Source organism: Sphingobium sp. BS19 (assembly GCF_027925545.1).
Taxonomy (GTDB): domain Bacteria; phylum Pseudomonadota; class Alphaproteobacteria; order Sphingomonadales; family Sphingomonadaceae; genus Sphingobium.
In genome coordinates, this window is sequence record NZ_BSEF01000009.1 from 169,740 (window position 1) to 188,211 (window position 18,472).

Below are 18,472 nucleotides of genomic sequence, written 5' to 3' on the forward strand. Positions count from 1 at the left end.
CAACAAACCCATCTTGGAACTTAGATGCCGTGAGCGGGAGCCATTCACCTTATCCGCTTTCCCATCACATCTGCCTACGGCCGGTCGTTCGCTACCCAACATTATCCTAACTAAAAGATCCATATGGCTCCCGCGTCATGACTTCGTCGCTGATCGCTTCTTGCACGGCTAGGGTTGCTTTCGATGACCTTCCCTAAATAGGCCATTGGACATTGAATAGCGGTAATTCAGACCGAAAGTAGCTTTCACCATCCTTGCCTCTCCCAACCATTTTTGATTTTCTTGAATGCGGGCACAGCTTGCGGCGCGCCGCTGGGTCACCTGACGTCCGAAAGGTCGGACAGTCCCGACAGCCAGCTTCGAGAGCCAACGGCGCAATGAACTGTCATCCGTTCAGTCTGGCCGCGATATGCCCTTTGGAGATAGTGCCGGTATGCGATTTTCCGTCAGGGACGTGAAACCCTATAGCAACTTGCGCTTCGCTGGGGATTGGGACCGCCGTCATCCGCTAGTCTGAGCGTACCGATTGAGGTAACCATCTTGGAATTGTCATCGTAAAATAGCAGGCCTTTCCCTCTGAGCCATAGCCAACTGAGCCCCCATGCGCTTTGGAGATTGCCTGGACCACGGAGAGACCGAGTCCCGAACCGGGAGTGTTTTCTTCGTCGGATTGGATTCCCCGTGCGAACAGTTTGAACGCGTCCTTCTCAAACGCTTCGGTCAAACCCGGTCCTTGATCGACGACCCGCAAGGCAACGTCGTCGCTGTTCATGATGACATCGATACGAAGCTCGCAAGGGTTCGCATGGCGTTGCGCATTATCAACCAGCGCAAGCAAGGCCTGGCGAATGCGCGTCATATCCAAACACGCTTTCCCCGGGGACAAACTGATGCTGAGGGTAAAGCCAGCCTGCACAAGAGCTGGCTCAACCAGCCCGGCAAAATCTGCAATCTCACGCGCGACATCCACCTCCTTCCCTTCCAGACGCAGTTGCCCGCTCTCGACCAAACTTACGACGCGCAAATCCTCCACCAGTCGGGACAAGCCGTCGACCTGTTCCAGAAGCCTGCGAAACAACGTTTCGTCAGGAACAAACACGCCGTCGATGACGCCAAGCATTCGACCACGCAGGATAGTAAGAGGCGTGCGCAGCTCATGGGCAATCTGGGCATTCCAGTTCACGATGTCGCGGGCGCTTTGTTCAAGGCGAACGGCCCTACTGTTAAAGTCTGCCACCAGCGCCGCGGCTTCACCCGGCAGATCATCGCCACCTGTTGCCCGGGCACTCAGATCACCACCAGCTATGCGTCTCGCTGCCTCCGCAACTGAGCTTAGCGGCGCTATGATCCGGCTGGCCAGGCGCAGAGCCATCGTGACTGTGATCAAGAGTACCAACGCGGCAATGATTGCCAGAACTATGAGTTCTGTAGCTGATGGACCGGACACCCCTTCTTCGCTTTGGGGCACAAGGGATGGAAAGAAATTGTAGGCCGTCAAATACAACAGATAGATGCCAACATAGGACGCCAGGATGCCCATGACCGCGCCCAAGCCCATCGAAATGGCGACTTGCCGTCCAAGGCCGGTGATTGGCTTCATCTAATAGCCACCAGACGATAACCCACGCCGCGTACGCCGGACGGCATGTCATCGAGCCCGGCATCGGCCAGCTTTCTGCGAAGCTTGCTGACATGGCTGTCCACCGTACGATCGAGTGCGTCGCCACCGGGTAGACAGGCGTCGACCAGTTCTCCGCGACTGAACACCCGCATCGGCGCAGCAGCCATGTGGACCAGTAGGCGATATTCTGTGAGCGTGAGATTGAGATGAACCAGCTCGCCATCGGTGACGACGCTTGCCAAGTGACTTTCCGGATCGAGCTGAAGTGCGCCGACGCGCAGTATCCCTCGACTGGAATGGCCTGCCGAGCGCCGCAGCACTGCCCTGACCCGAGCAACGACTTCGACCGGATTGAACGGCTTGACCACATAGTCGTCAGCACCGATCCGCAGTGCCTGAAGCTTGTCGATATCCTTGTCGAGGGCCGTGACCATGATCACGGGCGTGCTGCCGCGTCTGCGCAATTCACTGAGAACTTCCCAACCGTCGCTGCGCGGCAGCCCTACATCCAGCAGGACGATGTCTGGCTTGAGCGCCCTGTGCAATTCAATGGCAGTCGCCCCATCATTGGCATGGACCCAGCGAAAGCCCTCGCGCTCAAGATAAGCGGTTATTATCTCTGCGATATCGGCTTCATCTTCGACGACGAGCACGAGCGCGTTGTCCGGTTCCATGCTGTGATTCCTCCTTCGGAGCTTTTGCTCCTTAGAAGATTTTAGCCGGGACAGGCTACGTGTCTCCACACAACCGCAACACTGTGCCCACATAAGATCGACGCTCCGCTGCCATAGAGCTTCCAGATCAGTGTTCCGATGAAGATCGGTTTTGGAAAGCCTTCCACAGGCGGAGACGAATAACTTTATGATTGGAAAGGTTCGCAAAGGAGCCGTCCTTGTGGCAGCCAGCGCGCTTGCGATCGTGCTTGCCGGCTGCTCGCAGCAGGAGCAGCCGCTGCCTCCTGCGGTCGAAGTGACGGTGATGAAGGTCCAGGAGGGACCTGTCGCATCGTTCGACGAGTTGCCCGGCCGCGTAGTGGCCTACCAGATCGCGGAAATTCGCCCGCAAGTCGGTGGTATTGTTCAGCGCCAAATGTTTGAGCAAGGCGGAGAGGTGCGGGCGGGGCAGCCCCTGTTCCAGATCAATTCCGCGCCTTATCAGGCCGACGCGAACAGCTCTGCGGCGGCGCTACGGCGTGCAGAGGCAATGTTCGCACGCGCAAAGCTACAGGCGGATCGCCTGCGTCCGCTGGTCGATGCAGATGCGATCAGCCGTCAGAGCTATGACGATGCTGCCGTAGCGCGCGATCAGGCGGCGGCCGATGTTGCAGAAGCTCGCGCGGTTCTTGCGCGCCGTCGGCTGGATCTGGGATTTGCACGTATCACGTCTCCGATCAGCGGTCGGATCGGAGAGGCGCTGGTAACCGAGGGTGCGCTTGTATCGACAAATGACCCCAATCCGCTGGCACGGGTCCAGCAGATCGACCAGGTCTATGTGGACGTCCGACAACCGGTGGCCCGCATTGATGCCATTCGCGAAGCGATCAAGGCGGGGACGGCTGATCAGGATGCCATGGTCGAGATCCTTTCCACTGACGGCAAGCCCTATGCTGTAAAGGGAAAAATGCTGTTTTCGGGTATCGCTGTCGATCCCAGTACCGGAAATGCCGTCGTTCGCATTCTCGTGCCGAACCGCGATCAGCGTCTGCTGCCAGGCATGTTTGTACGTGCGCGCCTGCTTCGCTCATTGGTGCGGCAGGCGATCACCGTTCCACAGCAGGCAGTGCAGCGGGATATGCAAGGCAAGGCCCAAGTCTATATCGTCGACAGTCAGGGGCGCGTTCGTGCGCGCGATGTGGTTGCCAGCGACGTGATCGATGGTCGCTACGTCATTTCGAGCGGACTACGGGCAGGCGACACGGTCGTTGTCGAGGGGCAGAGCAAGATTCAACCCAATGTACCGGTAAATTCCATCGCCTGGCGGCCTGCCGCCACGTCTCGCTAAGCGCGAAGAGTCGGACCCATGCCTCAGTTCTTCATCAACCGCCCGATTTTTGCCTGGGTGATAGCCATCGCGATCGTGCTGGTCGGGCTCATTGCCATCCCACAGCTTCCGATTGCCCGCTATCCAACCGTGGCGCCGCCGTCGGTCACTATCAATGCGAGCTATCCCGGCGCTACTCCGCAGTCGATGAACGACAATGTCGTCAGCCTGATCGAGCGGGAGCTGTCGAGTGTAAAGAACCTGCTCTATTTCGAATCTTCGGTCGATACCTCTGGTGAGGCGTCTATCACGGCGACCTTCAAGCCAGGCACCGACCCCGAACTAGCGCAGGTGGACGTTCAGAACAGGCTGAAAACTGTCGAACCGCGCCTACCCCAAATGGTGCGGCAAACCGGCGTAACAGTGGAAGCGGCCTCGTCGAGCTTCCTGATGATCGTGGATCTCTTTTCCCCGGACGGAAGCCATGACCCGGTCCAATTGGGCGACTATGCCGCGCGCAACGTCATTCCGGAAATCAAGCGGATTCCGGGAGTCGGTCGTACGCAGTTGTTCGGATCCGAGCAGGCGATGCGGATCTGGTTCGATCCGATGAAACTGCTTTCCTACAATCTGTCGATCGGCGATGTCACCGCCGCTATAGCAGCCCAGAACATCCAGATCGCACCAGGCAAGCTTGGCGATTCCCCTGCAGTGTCGGGGCAACGGGTTACAGTACCGCTAACGGCCACCGGTCAGCTCAGCACGCCCGAACAGTTTGCTGCAGTGATTTTGAAAGCGAAAGCTGACGGATCGAGTGTCACGCTGGGTGACGTAGCCAGAGTGGAACTTGGCGCCCAGACCAGCAGTTTTTCGGTACGCAATAACGCCAAACCTAGCGCCGGCATTGCCATCCTGTTGTCTCCCGGTGCGAACGCCGTGCAGACACAGCAGGCCGTGGTCGCGCGACTGGAAGAGCTCAAGAGAGCCATGCCCCGCGGTGTCCAGGCAGCCGTCACATTCGATACCGCGCCTTTCGTCAAGATATCGATCGAGAAGGTTGCCACGACGCTCGTCGAAGCAATGGTGCTGGTCTTTCTGGTGATGTTCCTGTTTCTTCATAATATTCGCTACACCTTCATTCCAGCGATCGTCGCGCCGATTGCATTGCTCGGCACCTTTACCGTGATGCTACTCGCCGGCTTCTCGATCAATGTTCTGACGATGTTCGGCATGGCACTGGCGATTGGCATCATCGTTGATGACGCGATCGTCGTGGTAGAAAATGTCGAGCGGCTGATGGTCGAGCATGGACTGTCACCGAAAGAGGCCACGATCAGGGCGATGAAGGAGATCACGGGTGCCGTGATCGGCATTACGCTGGTCCTGTCGGCCGTGTTCATCCCGATGGCCTTTGCGACTGGTTCTGTCGGCGCAATCTATCGACAGTTCTCGCTGTCCATGGCGGTCTCGATCCTGTGCTCTGCCTTTCTGGCGCTGTCGCTCACGCCCGCGCTGTGCGCAACGATCCTCAGGCCCGTTCATGGCCATCAGCAGAAGAACCGGTTCTTCACAGGGTTCGATAACCTGTTTTCGCGGCTGGTTGATCGTTACTGCAGCTGGCTTGGAAAGCTGCTGCGCCATACACGCAGGGCCATGGCCGGGTTCGCGCTTGTCGTAGGCTTGATGGTTATCGGCTTTACAAGCCTGCCCACCGCATTTCTGCCCGAAGAGGATCAGGGTTATTTCCTGACAATTTTCCAGCTTCCGGCCGATGCCACCACAGAGCGGACGCTCGACATCGTCAAGCGGTACGAGGACCATGCCATGGCACGTCCGGGCACCAAGGACGTGGAAACCATTCTCGGTTTCGGCTTTGCCGGTTCCGGCTCCAATGTCGGCATGGCCTTCACCATGCTAAAGGATTGGGGCGACCGTAATGGAGAAACGGCAACAGCAGAAATCGCAGCCGCGACCAAGACGATGGCCCATGTGCCGGAGGGCCAGGTCATGAGCCTGATGCCGCCGGCAATCGAGGAACTGGGCAATTCGTCCGGCTTCTCGTTGCGATTGCAGGACCGCGCCAATCAGGGAGATGCAGCGCTGCTCGCCGCGCAGCAGCAACTGATCGCAGCCGCCGCACAGAGCAAGTCGGTAACAGGCGTCTATTCCGAGAACCTGCCCGATAGCATGAGTGTAGAACTCGATATTGACCGCCAAAAAGCACAAGCGCTTGGTGTCTCGTTCGCGACCATCAGCGATACCATCTCGGCTGCAATGGGATCGTTCTATATCAATGATTTTCCTGAGCGTGGACGGATGCAGCAGGTTATTATCCAGGCTGACGCACCGTTTCGCATGCAATTGTCCGATGTGCTGAAACTTCAGGTCCGCAACGACACGGGCGGGATGGTGCCGCTTTCTGAAGTGGTGACCCCGAAATGGGGTCAGACGCCGCTCCAGCTCACACGCTACAATGGATATCCTTCTATGAAGATCGCTGGCACGGCGGCGCCGGGTGTCTCAAGCGGCAATGCGATGGCCGAAATGGAGCGGCTTGCAGCCCAACTCCCCAAGGGCTTTGCGATTGAATGGACCGGTCAGTCCTTGCAGGAAAAACAGGCCGGTGCAGAAGCGCCGATGCTGCTCGTGCTTTCGATGCTGGTCGTCTTTCTGGTGCTGGCTGCACTTTATGAAAGCTGGTCGATACCGCTGTCCGTGATGCTTGTTGTTCCGCTGGGACTGATAGGCGCGATTGCGGCCGTCATGCTGCGCGGAATGCCCAACGACATTTTCTTCAAGGTTGGCATGATCACGATCATCGGCCTTTCTGCCAAGAATGCGATCCTGATTGTCGAGTTTGCCAAACAGTATCGCGAGCAGGGAATGAGTCTGACAGAGGCAGCGTCGACAGCGGCAAAAGTCCGGCTCCGTCCCATCGTGATGACTAGTCTGGCGTTCACCCTGGGCGTCGTCCCGCTGATGGTTGCTGGCGGTGCCAGCGCAGAGACACAGCACGCAATCGGTACGGGCGTGTTTGGCGGGATGATCACGGGGACTGTCCTTGCGGTGTTTTTCGTGCCCGTATTCTTCGTCGTGATTCTCAGCCTTGCAGACAAACTTGGGAAGCAAAGGGCGGGGCAAAAGGGACGGCCTGCCCCCGAAGGGGAGTTCCTGGCATGAGATGGCGCACCACATCTCTTTTGTCGGCCGTGTTTCTTGCAGGATGTTCGATGAACCCCCGGCTGGATATCCCGGTAGCGCCGGTTTCCGCAACCTTTCCGGGCGCACACGCAACCGATCCAGGCAACGCGGCGGAATTGCACTGGCGCGAAATGTTCCCCGACCCTCGCCTTCAGCGGCTGATCGCGCTGGCTTTGAATGAAAGTCGCGATCTGCGCATAGCGGCGCTCAATGTCGAGGCTGTGCGCGCGCAGTATCGTGTGCAGCGCGGCGTGGGGCTGCCTGCGATCGAGGCTACTGGAGGTTACAGCAGGCAACGAACACCTGCCGCAACCGCAGGTGCAGCGATAGGCGGTGGCAACACCAGCACAGGCCAAACCGGTTTCGAGTTCGAACAGTTTACGGCTCAGGCAGCGCTTACCAGCTTTGAGATCGACCTTTTCGGCCGGTTGCGATCTCAGTCTCAGGCCGCTTTTGAGCGTTATCTGGCCACCGATGAAGGGCGGCGTGCGGCACGGATTTCACTCATCGGCGCGGTCGCGGATGCCTATGTCGACGAACGTCTGGCAGAGGAACAGCTAAAGCTGACGGAAGCAACGCTTCTGGACTGGCGCAGTTCGCTCGAAATTGCTCGCCGCATGCATGCGGCTGCGCAGAACAGCGGCCTGGATATCGCGCAGGCTGAGGGGCAAGTAAGCCAGGCAGAAGCCGATCTTGAAGGGCGCAGGCGTGCGCTCGCCCAAGCGACCAATGCGCTGACGCTGCTGGTCGGAAGTCCGCTTCCGCAAGATCTGCCCGCACCGCGCGCACTCGGGATGCAGGGCATTCGCACGCATTTGCCGGCTGGCCTGCCATCTGACCTGCTCATTCATCGGCCCGATATACGGCAGGCCGAGCATGAACTTGTTGCCGCCAACGCCGATGTCGGTGCCGCGCGGGCCGCCTTTTTTCCGCGCCTGTCGCTCACGGCAGCGCTTGGCTTTTCGAGCCTCGCCCTGGAAAATCTGTTCAGCGGCGGCAATCGTGCGTGGTCGTTCGTCCCGCAGATAACCGCTCCCGTTTTCCAAGGCGGCCAGCTTCGCGGTAACCTCGATCTTGCAAAGGTTCGTAGTTCGATCGCGATCGCCAGCTATGAGCGCGCGATCCAGGCCGCGTTTCGCGAAGTCGCCGATGGCCTTGCAGGGCGCGCTACCTTCGACCGACAGATGGAGGCGCAGCGGCGGGCGGCCGCAAGCGCCGGCGCGCGCCTTCGTTTTTCCGCTTTACGCTATCGTGCAGGTGTTGATGGTCGGCTTGAGCTTCTCGACGCGCAGCGCGGAGATTTCGCTGCACGCGGGGCGCTGCTCGATCTCCAGCATGATAGTCTGTCCAATGCGATCGGTCTGTATCGTGCGCTTGGTGGGGGTTTAATTGAATAAGGGCTAGAACGTTGCGTGGCCCTGATTAAACCGGGCGCAAACCGGGGTCAGCGAAGACATTCAAATCCGCCGTCAAAACTGCATCCAAATGCGGGAAATAGCTCGACTGGATAAACGGACTTCAGAATATTGATTTCAGCGCGGACTATCGCTGATATGTTGGCGTTTATCGACCAAATCGGGCGGCCTATCGTATTTCAATACGGAATTTCGTCCATAATAAGCCGTTGATTCTGTTCATGACATCGGGCGTGACATCCATCACGCTCAACCCCTTCACATAGGTTTACTATCTGCATCGTGGACAGGTGATCTGTCCATAGGCCGGCGTTTTCCTTGGGTTCGCTGCTCCGGCTTTAATCAGCCACCGCGCAAGCGTGATGGTGGCGATAAAAACACAACGAGAAAGTCAGAGACTGTGTCCGTCCACACCATGATTGTGGCGAGGGAAAGCTGCGTGCTTCGTCCACGCTGCCTCTGACGATGATGGACCAATCGCGCAAACGCAAAGCGCTTCGCGAAACGGGGGCGCATGCCCTCAAACAGGAGATCCAGCCATGGAAAGCAAAAGCGTAAAACCCACAAGTTTCACCATAGCGGTCGATTTCGAGGGACGACCTGACAAACCGATCCCCATAACGGCCTATCTGTTCGAGCGGGCGGGCGCACTGCTCGGCTCCGCGCCCGTGGAAAACGGCAAGGCTCAATTGTCCGTCGAACGCGTGGCAAAGGGCGCCCGGCTATTAATCGGCCCGTCGTTTGACGGCAAGCGTGAGGCGTCGCCCTCGCTCCATGCGCTGGAGCAGATGGATGCCTTTGAGCCGCAATGGCGCTTTGACCCGCAACGCCCGGTCTATGAGCTGCCGCCCATTCCGGACATTCTCTGGCCGCACTGGCCGCTGTGCATCTGCCGAGTGCGCGGACGTATCGCAAAACGCACCGTTTCGGCGGGCGGAGTGGTGGTCGAAGCGCCGGTCTGCAATGCGCGCGTTCATATTTGCGAGGTCGACCGGCTGCCGTTCATCATCTGGCGCCTGCCCGATCTCGACATCATTCGTATTCGCGACGACTTGCTGGATATTCTGCGCCAGCCGATCCCGAAGCCGAAAATCCCGATTCCCGATCCCGGACCGCTCAACGATATTCGGATCGCCTCTATGGATGTTGCAAGCCTGCGCCAAAAGACTCAGGTCAGGCAGATTGTCAGCGGATCGCGGGGCGATAAGATTGCATTCAATCCGCAGCCGGACCCGCCAGTAGACGCGCCTCTTCTCGCGGGCCGCTTCGGTCAGTCCTCTGCCTTCACTCAGCTTTCGCAGCCCATGCTTTCCAGCCTGCTGTCGGAATCGGTGACGGTGGTGCGCCGCGCGCTCGTCGACAATCTCACCATCATCCGCCCGTGGATTTGCCGCTGGCCTTGGTTACACCATTGGTTCTATCGCTGCGATGAACTGCGCGTGGTCATGACCGACGATGACGGCCATTTCGAAACGACCATCTGGTATCCCTGCTCAGGCGACAAGCCGGACCTGTATTTCTGGGTGGAATATTCGATCGGCGGCACATGGACGACGGTCCATCGCCCGCCCATTCCCTGCCATATATGGTGGAACTATCCCTGCAATACCGAGGTAAAGATCACGGTCACCGATCCGCGCGTTCCAGGTTGCGGCACCGGTACGGAGGTGCTTGGCAAGCAGATCGTCGTCAAGACGATCGGCCGTCAGGTCAGCATGGGCGAGATCAACCGCGAACCTTCGCTGGCTGACCCGTCGGCGGACCCCGCCAAGGCAGGAACTGTCAAGTCTGGCTGGATCGATGCGACGAAGGAGTCTCCTTTCGGCGCAACGCTCGAACCGCGCATCGACTTTGGTGACGGATTGGTCCCTGCGAACATCACCCATTATCGCTGGTCCTACCGCACGCTCGGAAGCGCGTCCGAAGCTGATTGGACAGTGATCGATGCCCCTGTATCGCGGCATTACCGTGAAGCGACACCTCCGGGCGCGCCGGTCGTTTACAAATCGCTTCAAATCGGCCCCGCGCCGGGCGTGACGGGCTATTTCGTCGAGATCGACCCGGTGCTGCCCGCTGGTGGCGAAGATTGGGAAATCCTCGACGAAGGGTTCGACCTCGCCAGCGCCTATCTGAATACCGAAGGGCTGGCTCCGGGAAAATATGAACTGAAGCTGGAGCTGTTCCGCAAGGTTGCCGGGGTAATGACCAGAGTCGATCTCACCGCGGAAGGCGTCGGCATCAACCAGATCGTCGATCCGGCACCGCTCACCGAAGGCACCTACGTCACACAGCCCGCCGTGCACGATCGACTGTTGCTCGACGGCGCCGGCCATGCAGTCGCTTATCGTCTGGTGCTGCATGTCGACAATCGCCAATGCTTCGGAACCATATTGCCGGTGACGGTGGCACCGGGCGCAAATGACACGCCCTGCGGTTTCCTGGAATATGAGCCCGGTGCGGCGGTCACAATCGCCTTCCGCGCCAGCCAGCCCGGAAACTATGCCAGCTTCGACTTCGACGTCGGCCGCGTCGCCACGCTTCTGCCTTCGGCAAGCGCGGTGGGGCATGTCGATGCGGCATCCGCAAACGGCTTCGTGCGAGCGGACGATCAGTTCAGCAAGACTCTGCCCGTCGCGACATTGTTCACCGAGGCCCTGCCGGCCGGGCAAGCCCCTTGCATCCGCGCTGCTTTCGGCGAGGCCCTGCACGTCTATGCGCTGGCGACCGACGGCTATGGCCGCCTTAGCCAGTTTGATGCGCCGCGCGCAGCCGACCCGGCACAGGTCTCCCTGCGAGCCTTCGCCCTCACTCCGGCTGACTAGGACGACGGCAAGCCAGGCGGGGTGAGCGGGGACTCTCCGACCATCCCGTCTGGCGCATTTCTCACCCATGAAAGGAGAATCATCATGAGTCTCACAGAAGCAGAAGCCGTTTTCGCCAGCGTTCACGAAACGGCGCTGAACGACCTCATCACCGCTTTTTGCACGGATCGTCCGCGCTATCTGGTTTATGGATCGCCCAGCTTCGTACCGGTCACCACCGTTGCGGAAACGGCGATGCCCGGAATCCCCTTTCCGGGCATTCCGGGCGGCATCAACTGGCGGATACGCCTTGGCGTTCCCCGTATCGACTTATTCAAGCAGACCGATCCGTTGCCGCCGGAACTGGTCTTGGGGCCGGGCCAGTTCAGCGGCAGACTGGATGCGGAACTCTGCATTGATTGCCGCAAGATCCGGATCGATCCCAAGCCGCCGCGGCCGAACAGCCCGACGCATGGCGACAATCCGGACAAGCCGCGTGATACCCATCCGATCGCGGAGCTGACCTGTTTCAAGCTGCAAGTTTTCCTGGTCGGCCATCTGGAGCATGTGATGGCGTCGAACGGAGAGGATGCGATCGCATTCGCGGTCGATCAGGTCGAGATTGTCGATATCAAGCCCACCGACCTCGAATCCTTCCTTGAATGCCTGCTCTTCATGATCCTGCAGGCGGTACTGGCGGAAATCCGTCTGCCGCTGCGGGCCTTGCGCGCAGGCGCGTTCCAGCTCGTTCCCACGGTCGGCCCGCTAATCGAGGACGATCAGATCAAGATGCGCGGCACTCTTTGAGCGCTGCGGGCAAGGAGATATATCATGGCAGAGATTATTGCGGCGCTCGATGAAGCGGGTGCCAACACATTGCTGGACACGGCGATCAGCCTCATTCCCGTACAATCGGACAGCGGTTCGGGCAGCCTGGGGCCGTTCGTCGCCAGCTATGCGGTCAGCGCAAGCCTGACCAACGGCGATGTCGACCTCATTCCACCAGACATCATCCGGATCGACGATTTGCGGGTCGATTGGGATATTAATTTCAGCTTTGGCATCGACCTGAGCACGATATTGCCGGACTTTTGCCTGCCGCAGGTGTGTATCAACATACCCTGTGTCGGCAGGGTCTGCACGCCGAAGATCTGCATCGACTGGCCGACGATCAGCATTCCGGTGCATTTTGCCGATTTCATCAAGGCCGATGCCGATTTCCGGCTCGACATCAGTCTCGTTGGCGGCGTCTGGAAGGTGCAAGCGGTAATCGTCGGCATCCCCAACCTGCAATTCGGCGCAACCACAGCAGCGCTGCTGGCGGCAATCGGGTTGGCGGTCACGCCGATCCTGCTGGCCATCCCGTTCATCGGGCCGTTTCTGGCGCTGGCGGTCAACGCGATATTGCTGGCAATCGGCATAGCAGGTCTGACCGGTTTTCTGGGGCCGATACTGACGCCCTTCGTAAGCGGGATCAAAATCCCGATCTACGATCAACCCCAGCTCTTCCCAGTGCTGCCTGCGCAAAGCGCCGTCGATCCCCAAGTCGATATCGTCATCGACGCCATCGCCGCCTCGGTCGCGCACAATGGCGCCGAGGATGAACTGGTCCTCACCGCCGATATTTCGGCCTGACAGGAAAGGAATTTCATCATGAACATGAACCAGAATATCTTCGACAGCCGCGCCATCCGCCGCACGGATTGCTATGCCCAGCGGTTCATGCGGCCGGGGAAATATCCCTATCACATCCTGCCTGCGGGCACAGCCGCGCTCAATGACGACCGGCCCTATATGATTGTCGTCAAGGACGGCGATAAGGCTGGCGAGATGAAGCAGCATAATGTCTTCATCAAGGGACGCAGCGCGCAATATGCGCCCGACAACAAGGAACTGACGATCGATGTCGGCGATTTGGTTCTGTGGAACTGCGTCAGCGCCGATGTCCCGCCCTTCGTCATCGCCGGCGATCACGAGTTTTTCGACAGTGGCCGCCTGACCAATGAATGCGGCTATAGCCACGCCTTTGGACATCCCGGCGAATATAGCTGGAAAGACGCCTATGGCAGCGGCATTGGCGGTGTCGTCAAGGTCGTCGATCCGGCATGCAAATGCGAGGCTGACGTCCGGAAATGGCGGGCAAAGCTGGGCGACGGGACGATCGTCATGATCGCCGACGGCAAGGCTCAGCCGGACAAGGTCGAAATCGTGACGGGGCAGACCGTATTTTTCGCGGTTGTAACCTCGCCAGGCATCTCGATCACGGATGAGCGCTTTCTGGAGAAAGCCTCTTCGCACTGTTGAAGCATGCGGTAATGTATAGCTCCTCCGTTGCGCGCGGGGGAGCTGTTTACTGCGTCAACCACGTCCGGGAATGAACGATTAGTGCATTCCGGACTATGACCGGACAGGATAGAGCACTGAAAGCGATATCTGTACAGGATGGCTTCATCCATGAATTTCGGGATGATCAGGACCGCTGCTCCGTTGCACTTGACGGTAGGACGGCTATGCCTGTCCCCCGCATGAAGACGCTTTCCTCCAGAACCGACGAAACGGCAATCGCCGCGGTAGCGAGCGCCTTTGCCTGTTCGGACGAAATCGCGGCAATGGTCGCGCGCGCGGGGAGGCTGAACAACTTCCGTTCGCGCAGCGTGATCCTGCGGCAGGGGGACGTTGTCGGTCTCGCCTATCTTATCGTGTCGGGCTTTGCCAAGGCGCTCTTTTATTCTGTCGACGGCCAGGTGATCTTACTGCACGAATATCATCAGGGCGAGCTTTTTGGAGCCCTCGAAGAAGCGGACCGAACACCGCAGGACGCCGATGTCATTGCCGCCGGCGATGTCACTGCGCTGGTCATAGATGCCGGTGAACTCGCCATGCTGGCCGAGCAGTTCGGATGTATCGGTCTCGCGCTTTCCCGTATGCTGCTTCATCGTCTTCGCAAGACGACCCGCCGGATGTACGAGCGTACGGCGCTCAGCGCGGTTGGGCGCATTCATGCAGAACTCCTCCAGCGCGCGCGGGAAAATGGCGATATGACAATCCGCCCTACGCCCGTGCTTTCCGAACTGGCGTTGCAGGTCGCAACCACAAGGGAAACCGTGTCGCGCACCGTCAATGCTCTCTACCGCCGCGGATTGATCCGCCGCGACGGCGACGGTCTGGTCATCGTCGCGCCCGACCGGCTGGAAGAAATGATCCTATAGGTGGGGACGCAAGGAGAATAGCGGGATCGGGAATTCGCCATTGGCGGGTGCGAATTCGCCGACCAGCTCAGCGATGCAGTTGCCGGGCGACTGGAGGATGAGCGTCGCGGCGAGATCTTCCGTGGCCTGAAAACCACCGTCCATCGAGGACGCGCACGCGCCGCAGCAGGCGGCAATCGAGTGCGCAGGCAAGCGCTGCTTCCCGGTAAAAGGGTCGAAGATTGGCAGGCCGACGCAAAAATCTCCTCCGACGGCCCAGCCTTCCCGGCTCAGCTTCGCTCCAGCATCCATAGCATCCTGCGGGTGCTGAAACGTCAGTATGAGATATTTGCCCGACCAGAATGGCGGCATTGCCGGATGCAGACCGGCGACCGCTTCGTGAAGGCTCGCCAGTTCGCTTTCGGACGGTAGGGCATCGCCGGTGGCTTCGCGCGATCCAATGGCCAGCATAGCGAAAGCGCGTTGCGCTTTTTCCTCCGGCTCTGCGTGATGATGGTCCACAAGGATGTTTTGCCGTGAGGCCGTGATCAATCGCTGGCGCATCCCCGCCCGGTTCCAGGCATCGGCAGCCCGTGTCGTCGATGCGCCTAACGCCGTGTGCGGCTGGTCGGGATCGACCACCAGACACTGAATCGCTTCGCTCTCCAGCCCTTGTGCGTGTCTGATAGCCAGACCCATCGCTATGATGGCAGCGGTGTCGATCACCGCCTCGTCCGGCAGACTATCCAGCGGACGCACTGGGCGGATCATTTCGGCCCGTTCCAGCACAACGTCAAAGCGCTTGCGCCATGCCGAACCGAACGGATCGACCGAACGCGCCGCGAACGCCTCGACCCCTCCGGGCAATATCGCATGAACTTCGGCACCCGCTTCCAGCAAAGCCTCCGCGATGATGATATCTGCTCCGGCAGCAAGCGCCCCAAATCCGAAGCCAATATTCTCTTCCGCGATCATCCCGGCGATTTGCGCCAGAAGCGCGTCATCCGTCGCTTCCGCGCTGAATGACATATGACCGCTGAAATGCAGCGAACGCGGCGGCCGCAGCGCATCGAGCCATTCGCTCGACGCCTGTTGCGTTCCCAGAATCAGGGCGAACTGGCGGAGGGTCGATGCGTGATCTTCCCACGCTCTGGGTGCAAGCGCGATTGCATCCCTCAGCGTCGCGCGGGCTTCCGGCTCCCTCCGCAGCAACAGGAGTGCTTCGGCGATGGTGGCGGCATGATAGTAGGGCGTCTCCGGCTCATCGGGATTGGCCTTGATCCTGTCGATTGCCAGGGTCGCCAGCATGCCGGCCTTGCTTTCATTTCCGGCCAGCATCGAAAGGGTTGCCGCATTGATGAGCGGGTAGCTCGCCTGCCCGATTTCAGCGGCGTGTTGATAGGCCGCCGCTGCTTCACGATAGAAGCGCAACCTCTCTTCACCGGCGGAACGCAGCGCAAAATCCTTAAGCAACCGCCCCTTGAGGCTGAGCGCGCGCGGATCGTCGTCTTGGCGATCGAGCCCAGCCTGCTGAAAAAGGCGCCAGGCATGATCCAGCGCGCCTGCCCGTGCATATGCGATTATCGGCAGCAGCAAGGATCGCCGTTGTCCGATGCTCACAGACCACTCGCTGACGAAGCGATACCCGGATCAAGCGAATGCATTCCCACAATTAACTCATATTGCGAATTTTGGGGTCGAGGATGAAAGGCAGGCGCCAGCGGATAGGCTTCCCGTCGCTATCGGTTTTTTCTCCGAAAGCGATCAGTCCCAGATTGAACTGCAGCTCCCGATCGTTGGAACCAAGGGGGGCGATAAGGAATTCGAGATCCCGTGCCGGTTCGGAAGAGGGATGAGAAACGCGCCGCAAATATTTCTGCGAAGTCGCGCATCCCGCAGTCACATCCTCTTCGCCGGTCATGAAGACCAGATTATCCTGCAGGATCACGACACGGACGCTGACTTCTTCCGCCTGTCCGGCGGTAACCGTAGCGGTATTGATATCGAACGGTCCCCATCCGTCCCTGTCGCAGCGTTCCGGGACGAATCGGGCGACGGGGTTAAGCGGGTCGATATTTTGCAGGATCATGATGATCTGCTTTCTAGATGACGACTCGTCTTTGTCGGATGGAGCAATAGGAAGAATCTGGCTCGACATTATAACCTCCGTTCGGTGTGAGTGGTTGCCTGTGCGTTCATTTTTTTCCCCCACTAATATTGTCATCGCTGAATTCGGCCGAAAAATCGATGCCCCACCGTGGAGAAAACTGTCCTTTTACCGCGATATCGGCCAACTGGATGCTCGGCTTGCGCCGCTCCAACCGAGCGGTGAGAAGTTCGCAAAACTGTCCGATCTCCGCGTCGCCACGCGCTGTGGCAGAAGTGCAGTCCGCTAGCAGGCGGCTGCATTCCCGGCGCGCGGGAGGCGGCAGGGACGGAGCGTTGCGCAGGATCGCCTTTGCCAGAAACAGGCCGGTCGCTATCTGCTGCTTTTTCAGATTGTCATTGGCCCGGTCCATCGCCGCCAGCTCGTTTGCCCGGCGATAGGTTTCCCGCAAGCGCTTCTCCGCTTCGATGGTGGCGCCCGAGTCCAGTTCGACCAAGGCCGTGCCCATGTCATTGCTGAGCCACCCGCGCCTATATTGAACATTGCGGGGATATTTTACGATCAGGTCTTGGAGAATATCGGCCTGCCGCTGTCGCTCGACCAGAGCATCGGCATAGCGCCGCTGGGCGCGATAGGCGTCGGCGATCCATCCATGGGAATCGGCGATGTCCCATTTTACGCTGTCGTCCTCCGGCTTCATGGCCAGCGCTTTCTCGAACCGGATCAGCGAGGCGCGGAACCGTTTCTCGGCGGCGTGCGCGTCTCCACGATCGCGGAGCAATAAAGTGTCAAGATTGCTCGCCGCATAGCCCGCCTCCATCAGCCAGTCAGGCTTTGCGGGTTCCTGTTCGACGAGCTGGTTCGCCAGTTGCTCATAACGCTCGAACGCCTTTTGAGCCGCCGTGACCCGCTGGGTGCGCCAGGCGATGAGGCCAAACCAGAATTCACTCTGGGCGTGGGCGTAAATGCGCTCAGGATCATCACGATCCTGTTCCAGCAATCGTCCGGTGGTGCGCGCCGCTTCCTCGAACTGGGCAAGCGCGCGGACGAAATCGCCGCGTTGTTCGTCATCCTCGCCCATAGCCAGCAGGATGCGCGCACGCCGTTCCAGCGAGGATACTGGCAGCCGGTCGAGATCCTGTCGCCGGTAATGGTCAAGCGCGCGGCTGTTGACTGCCGACAATATGTCCAGCCTGCCGACACCTTCCAGCCGTTCACGCAAATCGGTAAGCATGAATTCTATCAAACCTTCCGCCGAGGCCCGTTGACGCTCCGCCTCATAGCGGGCCTGAACTGCCATGATCGTTAACGTCGATAATATTGCCACAGCCAGCAGCGCAACTATCGTGACAGTCGTCACGCGGCGCATTTTGCGTTGCGCGTCGCGCTGCACCAGATCGCCCAGTGGAATGTCCACCAGTCCCGCCAATAATTTGAGCAGGCCGAGGCGCCGGCCGTCTCCCTCCGGCCTCAGATCCGATGCGAGCGGTTCATAGGGGGCAAATGCCTCGCCCGGCGCAATCGCAGGGGGAAAGGCCGTTTCGGGCGATCCGTCGACCAGCGCGAGCAGGATCGGCCGTTCGGGGTGCAGCGCTCTGAATTCCTTGATCTCCCGGTTGACCCAGGCGGAGGCGGCTGCATCCGGCGAACAGATGACAAGCAGCGCATGCGAAGCAGCTAGCGCCCGTTGCACCTTTTCAGGCAGGGATGATCCGGCGGACAGCTCTTCCCTGTCGCGAAAAATCGGAACCAAATTGCGGGGCAACTGGCCGAAGCCGGTCACCTTGCCAACTAGCCTTGATGGGAAGCGATATGTTTCCAGCTTCCTGTGAAGCCATTTGGCGATCGCCTCATCGCTGTGGCTGTAGCTTATGAAGGCGTAATAGTCGTGCCCCATCGATACCCTGTTCATAAGGACAACACCGCAAACTTGCACATATGTTTCCCAAGCGCGATTATGACGCCCGCGAAGGCTGTTTATGAAATATAATAATTCGCGTTATTCGTTTATGCCAATGCCAGACCTTTGTGTTCCTGCCATTTAGAGAAGTCACAATTTCTGCCATATAGAAATGTCACACGTTGAGGAAAGCAGGGGCTGCGTGGAGCCCTCGGGATAGCGCAGCGCAGACCCTGCTGATGCGCTGATCTTGGGGTAG

At 59.3% G+C, this 18,472-nt stretch carries 13 protein-coding genes; 8 read left to right on the forward strand and 5 right to left on the reverse strand.

From position 1 onward, the window contains the following. Positions 1-508 precede the first annotated feature (508 nt). On the reverse strand, positions 509-1,600 hold the full coding sequence (locus tag QMG56_RS12460) for an ATP-binding protein (protein ID WP_281822793.1): 1,092 nt from the start codon (positions 1,598-1,600) through the stop codon (positions 509-511). Further along, a complete protein-coding gene (locus QMG56_RS12465) occupies positions 1,597-2,295 on the reverse strand; it encodes a response regulator (protein ID WP_281822794.1) in 699 nt (232 codons plus the stop codon). The genes QMG56_RS12460 and QMG56_RS12465 overlap by 4 nt, the downstream gene beginning before the upstream one ends. A 220-nt stretch (positions 2,296-2,515) precedes the next feature. Here QMG56_RS12465 and QMG56_RS12470 point away from each other — a divergent pair, with 220 nt between their 5' ends. The 8 genes from QMG56_RS12470 (at position 2,516) to QMG56_RS12505 (ending at position 14,227) form a co-directional block, all read left to right on the forward strand. Beyond that, the gene (locus QMG56_RS12470) at positions 2,516-3,622 is read left to right on the forward strand and encodes an efflux RND transporter periplasmic adaptor subunit (protein ID WP_281822795.1); all 1,107 of its coding nucleotides are present in this window, start codon (positions 2,516-2,518) and stop codon (positions 3,620-3,622) included. A gap of 18 nt (positions 3,623-3,640) precedes the next feature. Further along, entirely contained in the window at positions 3,641-6,781 is a 3,141-nt protein-coding gene (locus QMG56_RS12475) for a multidrug efflux RND transporter permease subunit (protein ID WP_281822796.1), read from the forward strand. Then, the gene (locus QMG56_RS12480; RefSeq protein ID WP_281822797.1) at positions 6,778-8,199 is read left to right on the forward strand and encodes an efflux transporter outer membrane subunit; all 1,422 of its coding nucleotides are present in this window, start codon (positions 6,778-6,780) and stop codon (positions 8,197-8,199) included. Before QMG56_RS12475 ends, QMG56_RS12480 begins: the two co-directional genes overlap by 4 nt. 557 nt (positions 8,200-8,756) lie before the next feature. Next, positions 8,757-11,039, forward strand: coding sequence for a hypothetical protein (locus QMG56_RS12485; RefSeq protein WP_281822798.1), 2,283 nt, complete (start codon positions 8,757-8,759; stop codon positions 11,037-11,039). A gap of 84 nt (positions 11,040-11,123) precedes the next feature. Continuing rightward, positions 11,124-11,825, forward strand: coding sequence for a hypothetical protein (locus tag QMG56_RS12490; protein WP_281822799.1), 702 nt, complete (start codon positions 11,124-11,126; stop codon positions 11,823-11,825). A 24-nt stretch (positions 11,826-11,849) separates the two neighbouring features. Next, positions 11,850-12,653 carry a hypothetical protein gene (locus tag QMG56_RS12495; RefSeq protein WP_281822800.1) on the forward strand — a complete coding sequence of 268 codons (804 nt, stop codon included), beginning with the start codon at positions 11,850-11,852 and terminating at the stop codon, positions 12,651-12,653. An 18-nt stretch (positions 12,654-12,671) separates the two neighbouring features. Continuing rightward, positions 12,672-13,322, forward strand: coding sequence for a hypothetical protein (locus tag QMG56_RS12500; protein ID WP_230188257.1), 651 nt, complete (start codon positions 12,672-12,674; stop codon positions 13,320-13,322). A gap of 206 nt (positions 13,323-13,528) precedes the next feature. Next, positions 13,529-14,227: a Crp/Fnr family transcriptional regulator gene (locus QMG56_RS12505; protein ID WP_230188256.1), complete on the forward strand. Its 699-nt coding sequence runs from the start codon at positions 13,529-13,531 to the stop codon at positions 14,225-14,227. Here QMG56_RS12505 and QMG56_RS12510 read toward each other — a convergent pair. From QMG56_RS12510 to QMG56_RS12520, 3 genes are all read right to left on the reverse strand, one after another. Further along, positions 14,222-15,826, reverse strand: a complete 1,605-nt coding sequence (locus QMG56_RS12510) for a TRAFs-binding domain-containing protein (RefSeq protein WP_230188255.1) — start codon at positions 15,824-15,826, stop codon at positions 14,222-14,224. The two genes, QMG56_RS12505 and QMG56_RS12510, sit on opposite strands and share 6 nt — an antisense overlap. 52 nt (positions 15,827-15,878) lie before the next feature. Beyond that, positions 15,879-16,295 (reverse strand): hypothetical protein, encoded by a 417-nt coding sequence (locus tag QMG56_RS12515; protein ID WP_281822801.1) that lies wholly within the window; start codon positions 16,293-16,295, stop codon positions 15,879-15,881. Positions 16,296-16,401: 106 nt separating this feature from the next. Beyond that, on the reverse strand, positions 16,402-18,225 hold the full coding sequence (locus QMG56_RS12520; protein WP_281822802.1) for a toll/interleukin-1 receptor domain-containing protein: 1,824 nt from the start codon (positions 18,223-18,225) through the stop codon (positions 16,402-16,404). Positions 18,226-18,472: the final 247 nt, after the last annotated feature.

What these genes read in the sequence shown, in the direction of transcription:
- QMG56_RS12490 (WP_281822799.1), top strand. Translation starts at nt 11,124, where the DNA reads ATGAGTCTCACAGAAGCAGAAGCCGTTTTCGCCAGCGTTCACGAAACG.
- QMG56_RS12500 (WP_230188257.1), top strand. Translation starts at nt 12,672, where the DNA reads ATGAACATGAACCAGAATATCTTCGACAGCCGCGCCATCCGCCGCACG.
- QMG56_RS12520 (WP_281822802.1), bottom strand. Translation starts at nt 18,225, where the DNA reads ATGAACAGGGTATCGATGGGGCACGACTATTACGCCTTCATAAGCTAC.
- QMG56_RS12505 (WP_230188256.1), top strand. Translation starts at nt 13,529, where the DNA reads ATGCCTGTCCCCCGCATGAAGACGCTTTCCTCCAGAACCGACGAAACG.
- QMG56_RS12515 (WP_281822801.1), bottom strand. Translation starts at nt 16,295, where the DNA reads ATGATCCTGCAAAATATCGACCCGCTTAACCCCGTCGCCCGATTCGTC.
- QMG56_RS12465 (WP_281822794.1), bottom strand. Translation starts at nt 2,295, where the DNA reads ATGGAACCGGACAACGCGCTCGTGCTCGTCGTCGAAGATGAAGCCGAT.
- QMG56_RS12480 (WP_281822797.1), top strand. Translation starts at nt 6,778, where the DNA reads ATGAGATGGCGCACCACATCTCTTTTGTCGGCCGTGTTTCTTGCAGGA.
- QMG56_RS12475 (WP_281822796.1), top strand. Translation starts at nt 3,641, where the DNA reads ATGCCTCAGTTCTTCATCAACCGCCCGATTTTTGCCTGGGTGATAGCC.
- QMG56_RS12495 (WP_281822800.1), top strand. Translation starts at nt 11,850, where the DNA reads ATGGCAGAGATTATTGCGGCGCTCGATGAAGCGGGTGCCAACACATTG.
- QMG56_RS12460 (WP_281822793.1), bottom strand. Translation starts at nt 1,600, where the DNA reads ATGAAGCCAATCACCGGCCTTGGACGGCAAGTCGCCATTTCGATGGGC.
- QMG56_RS12485 (WP_281822798.1), top strand. Translation starts at nt 8,757, where the DNA reads ATGGAAAGCAAAAGCGTAAAACCCACAAGTTTCACCATAGCGGTCGAT.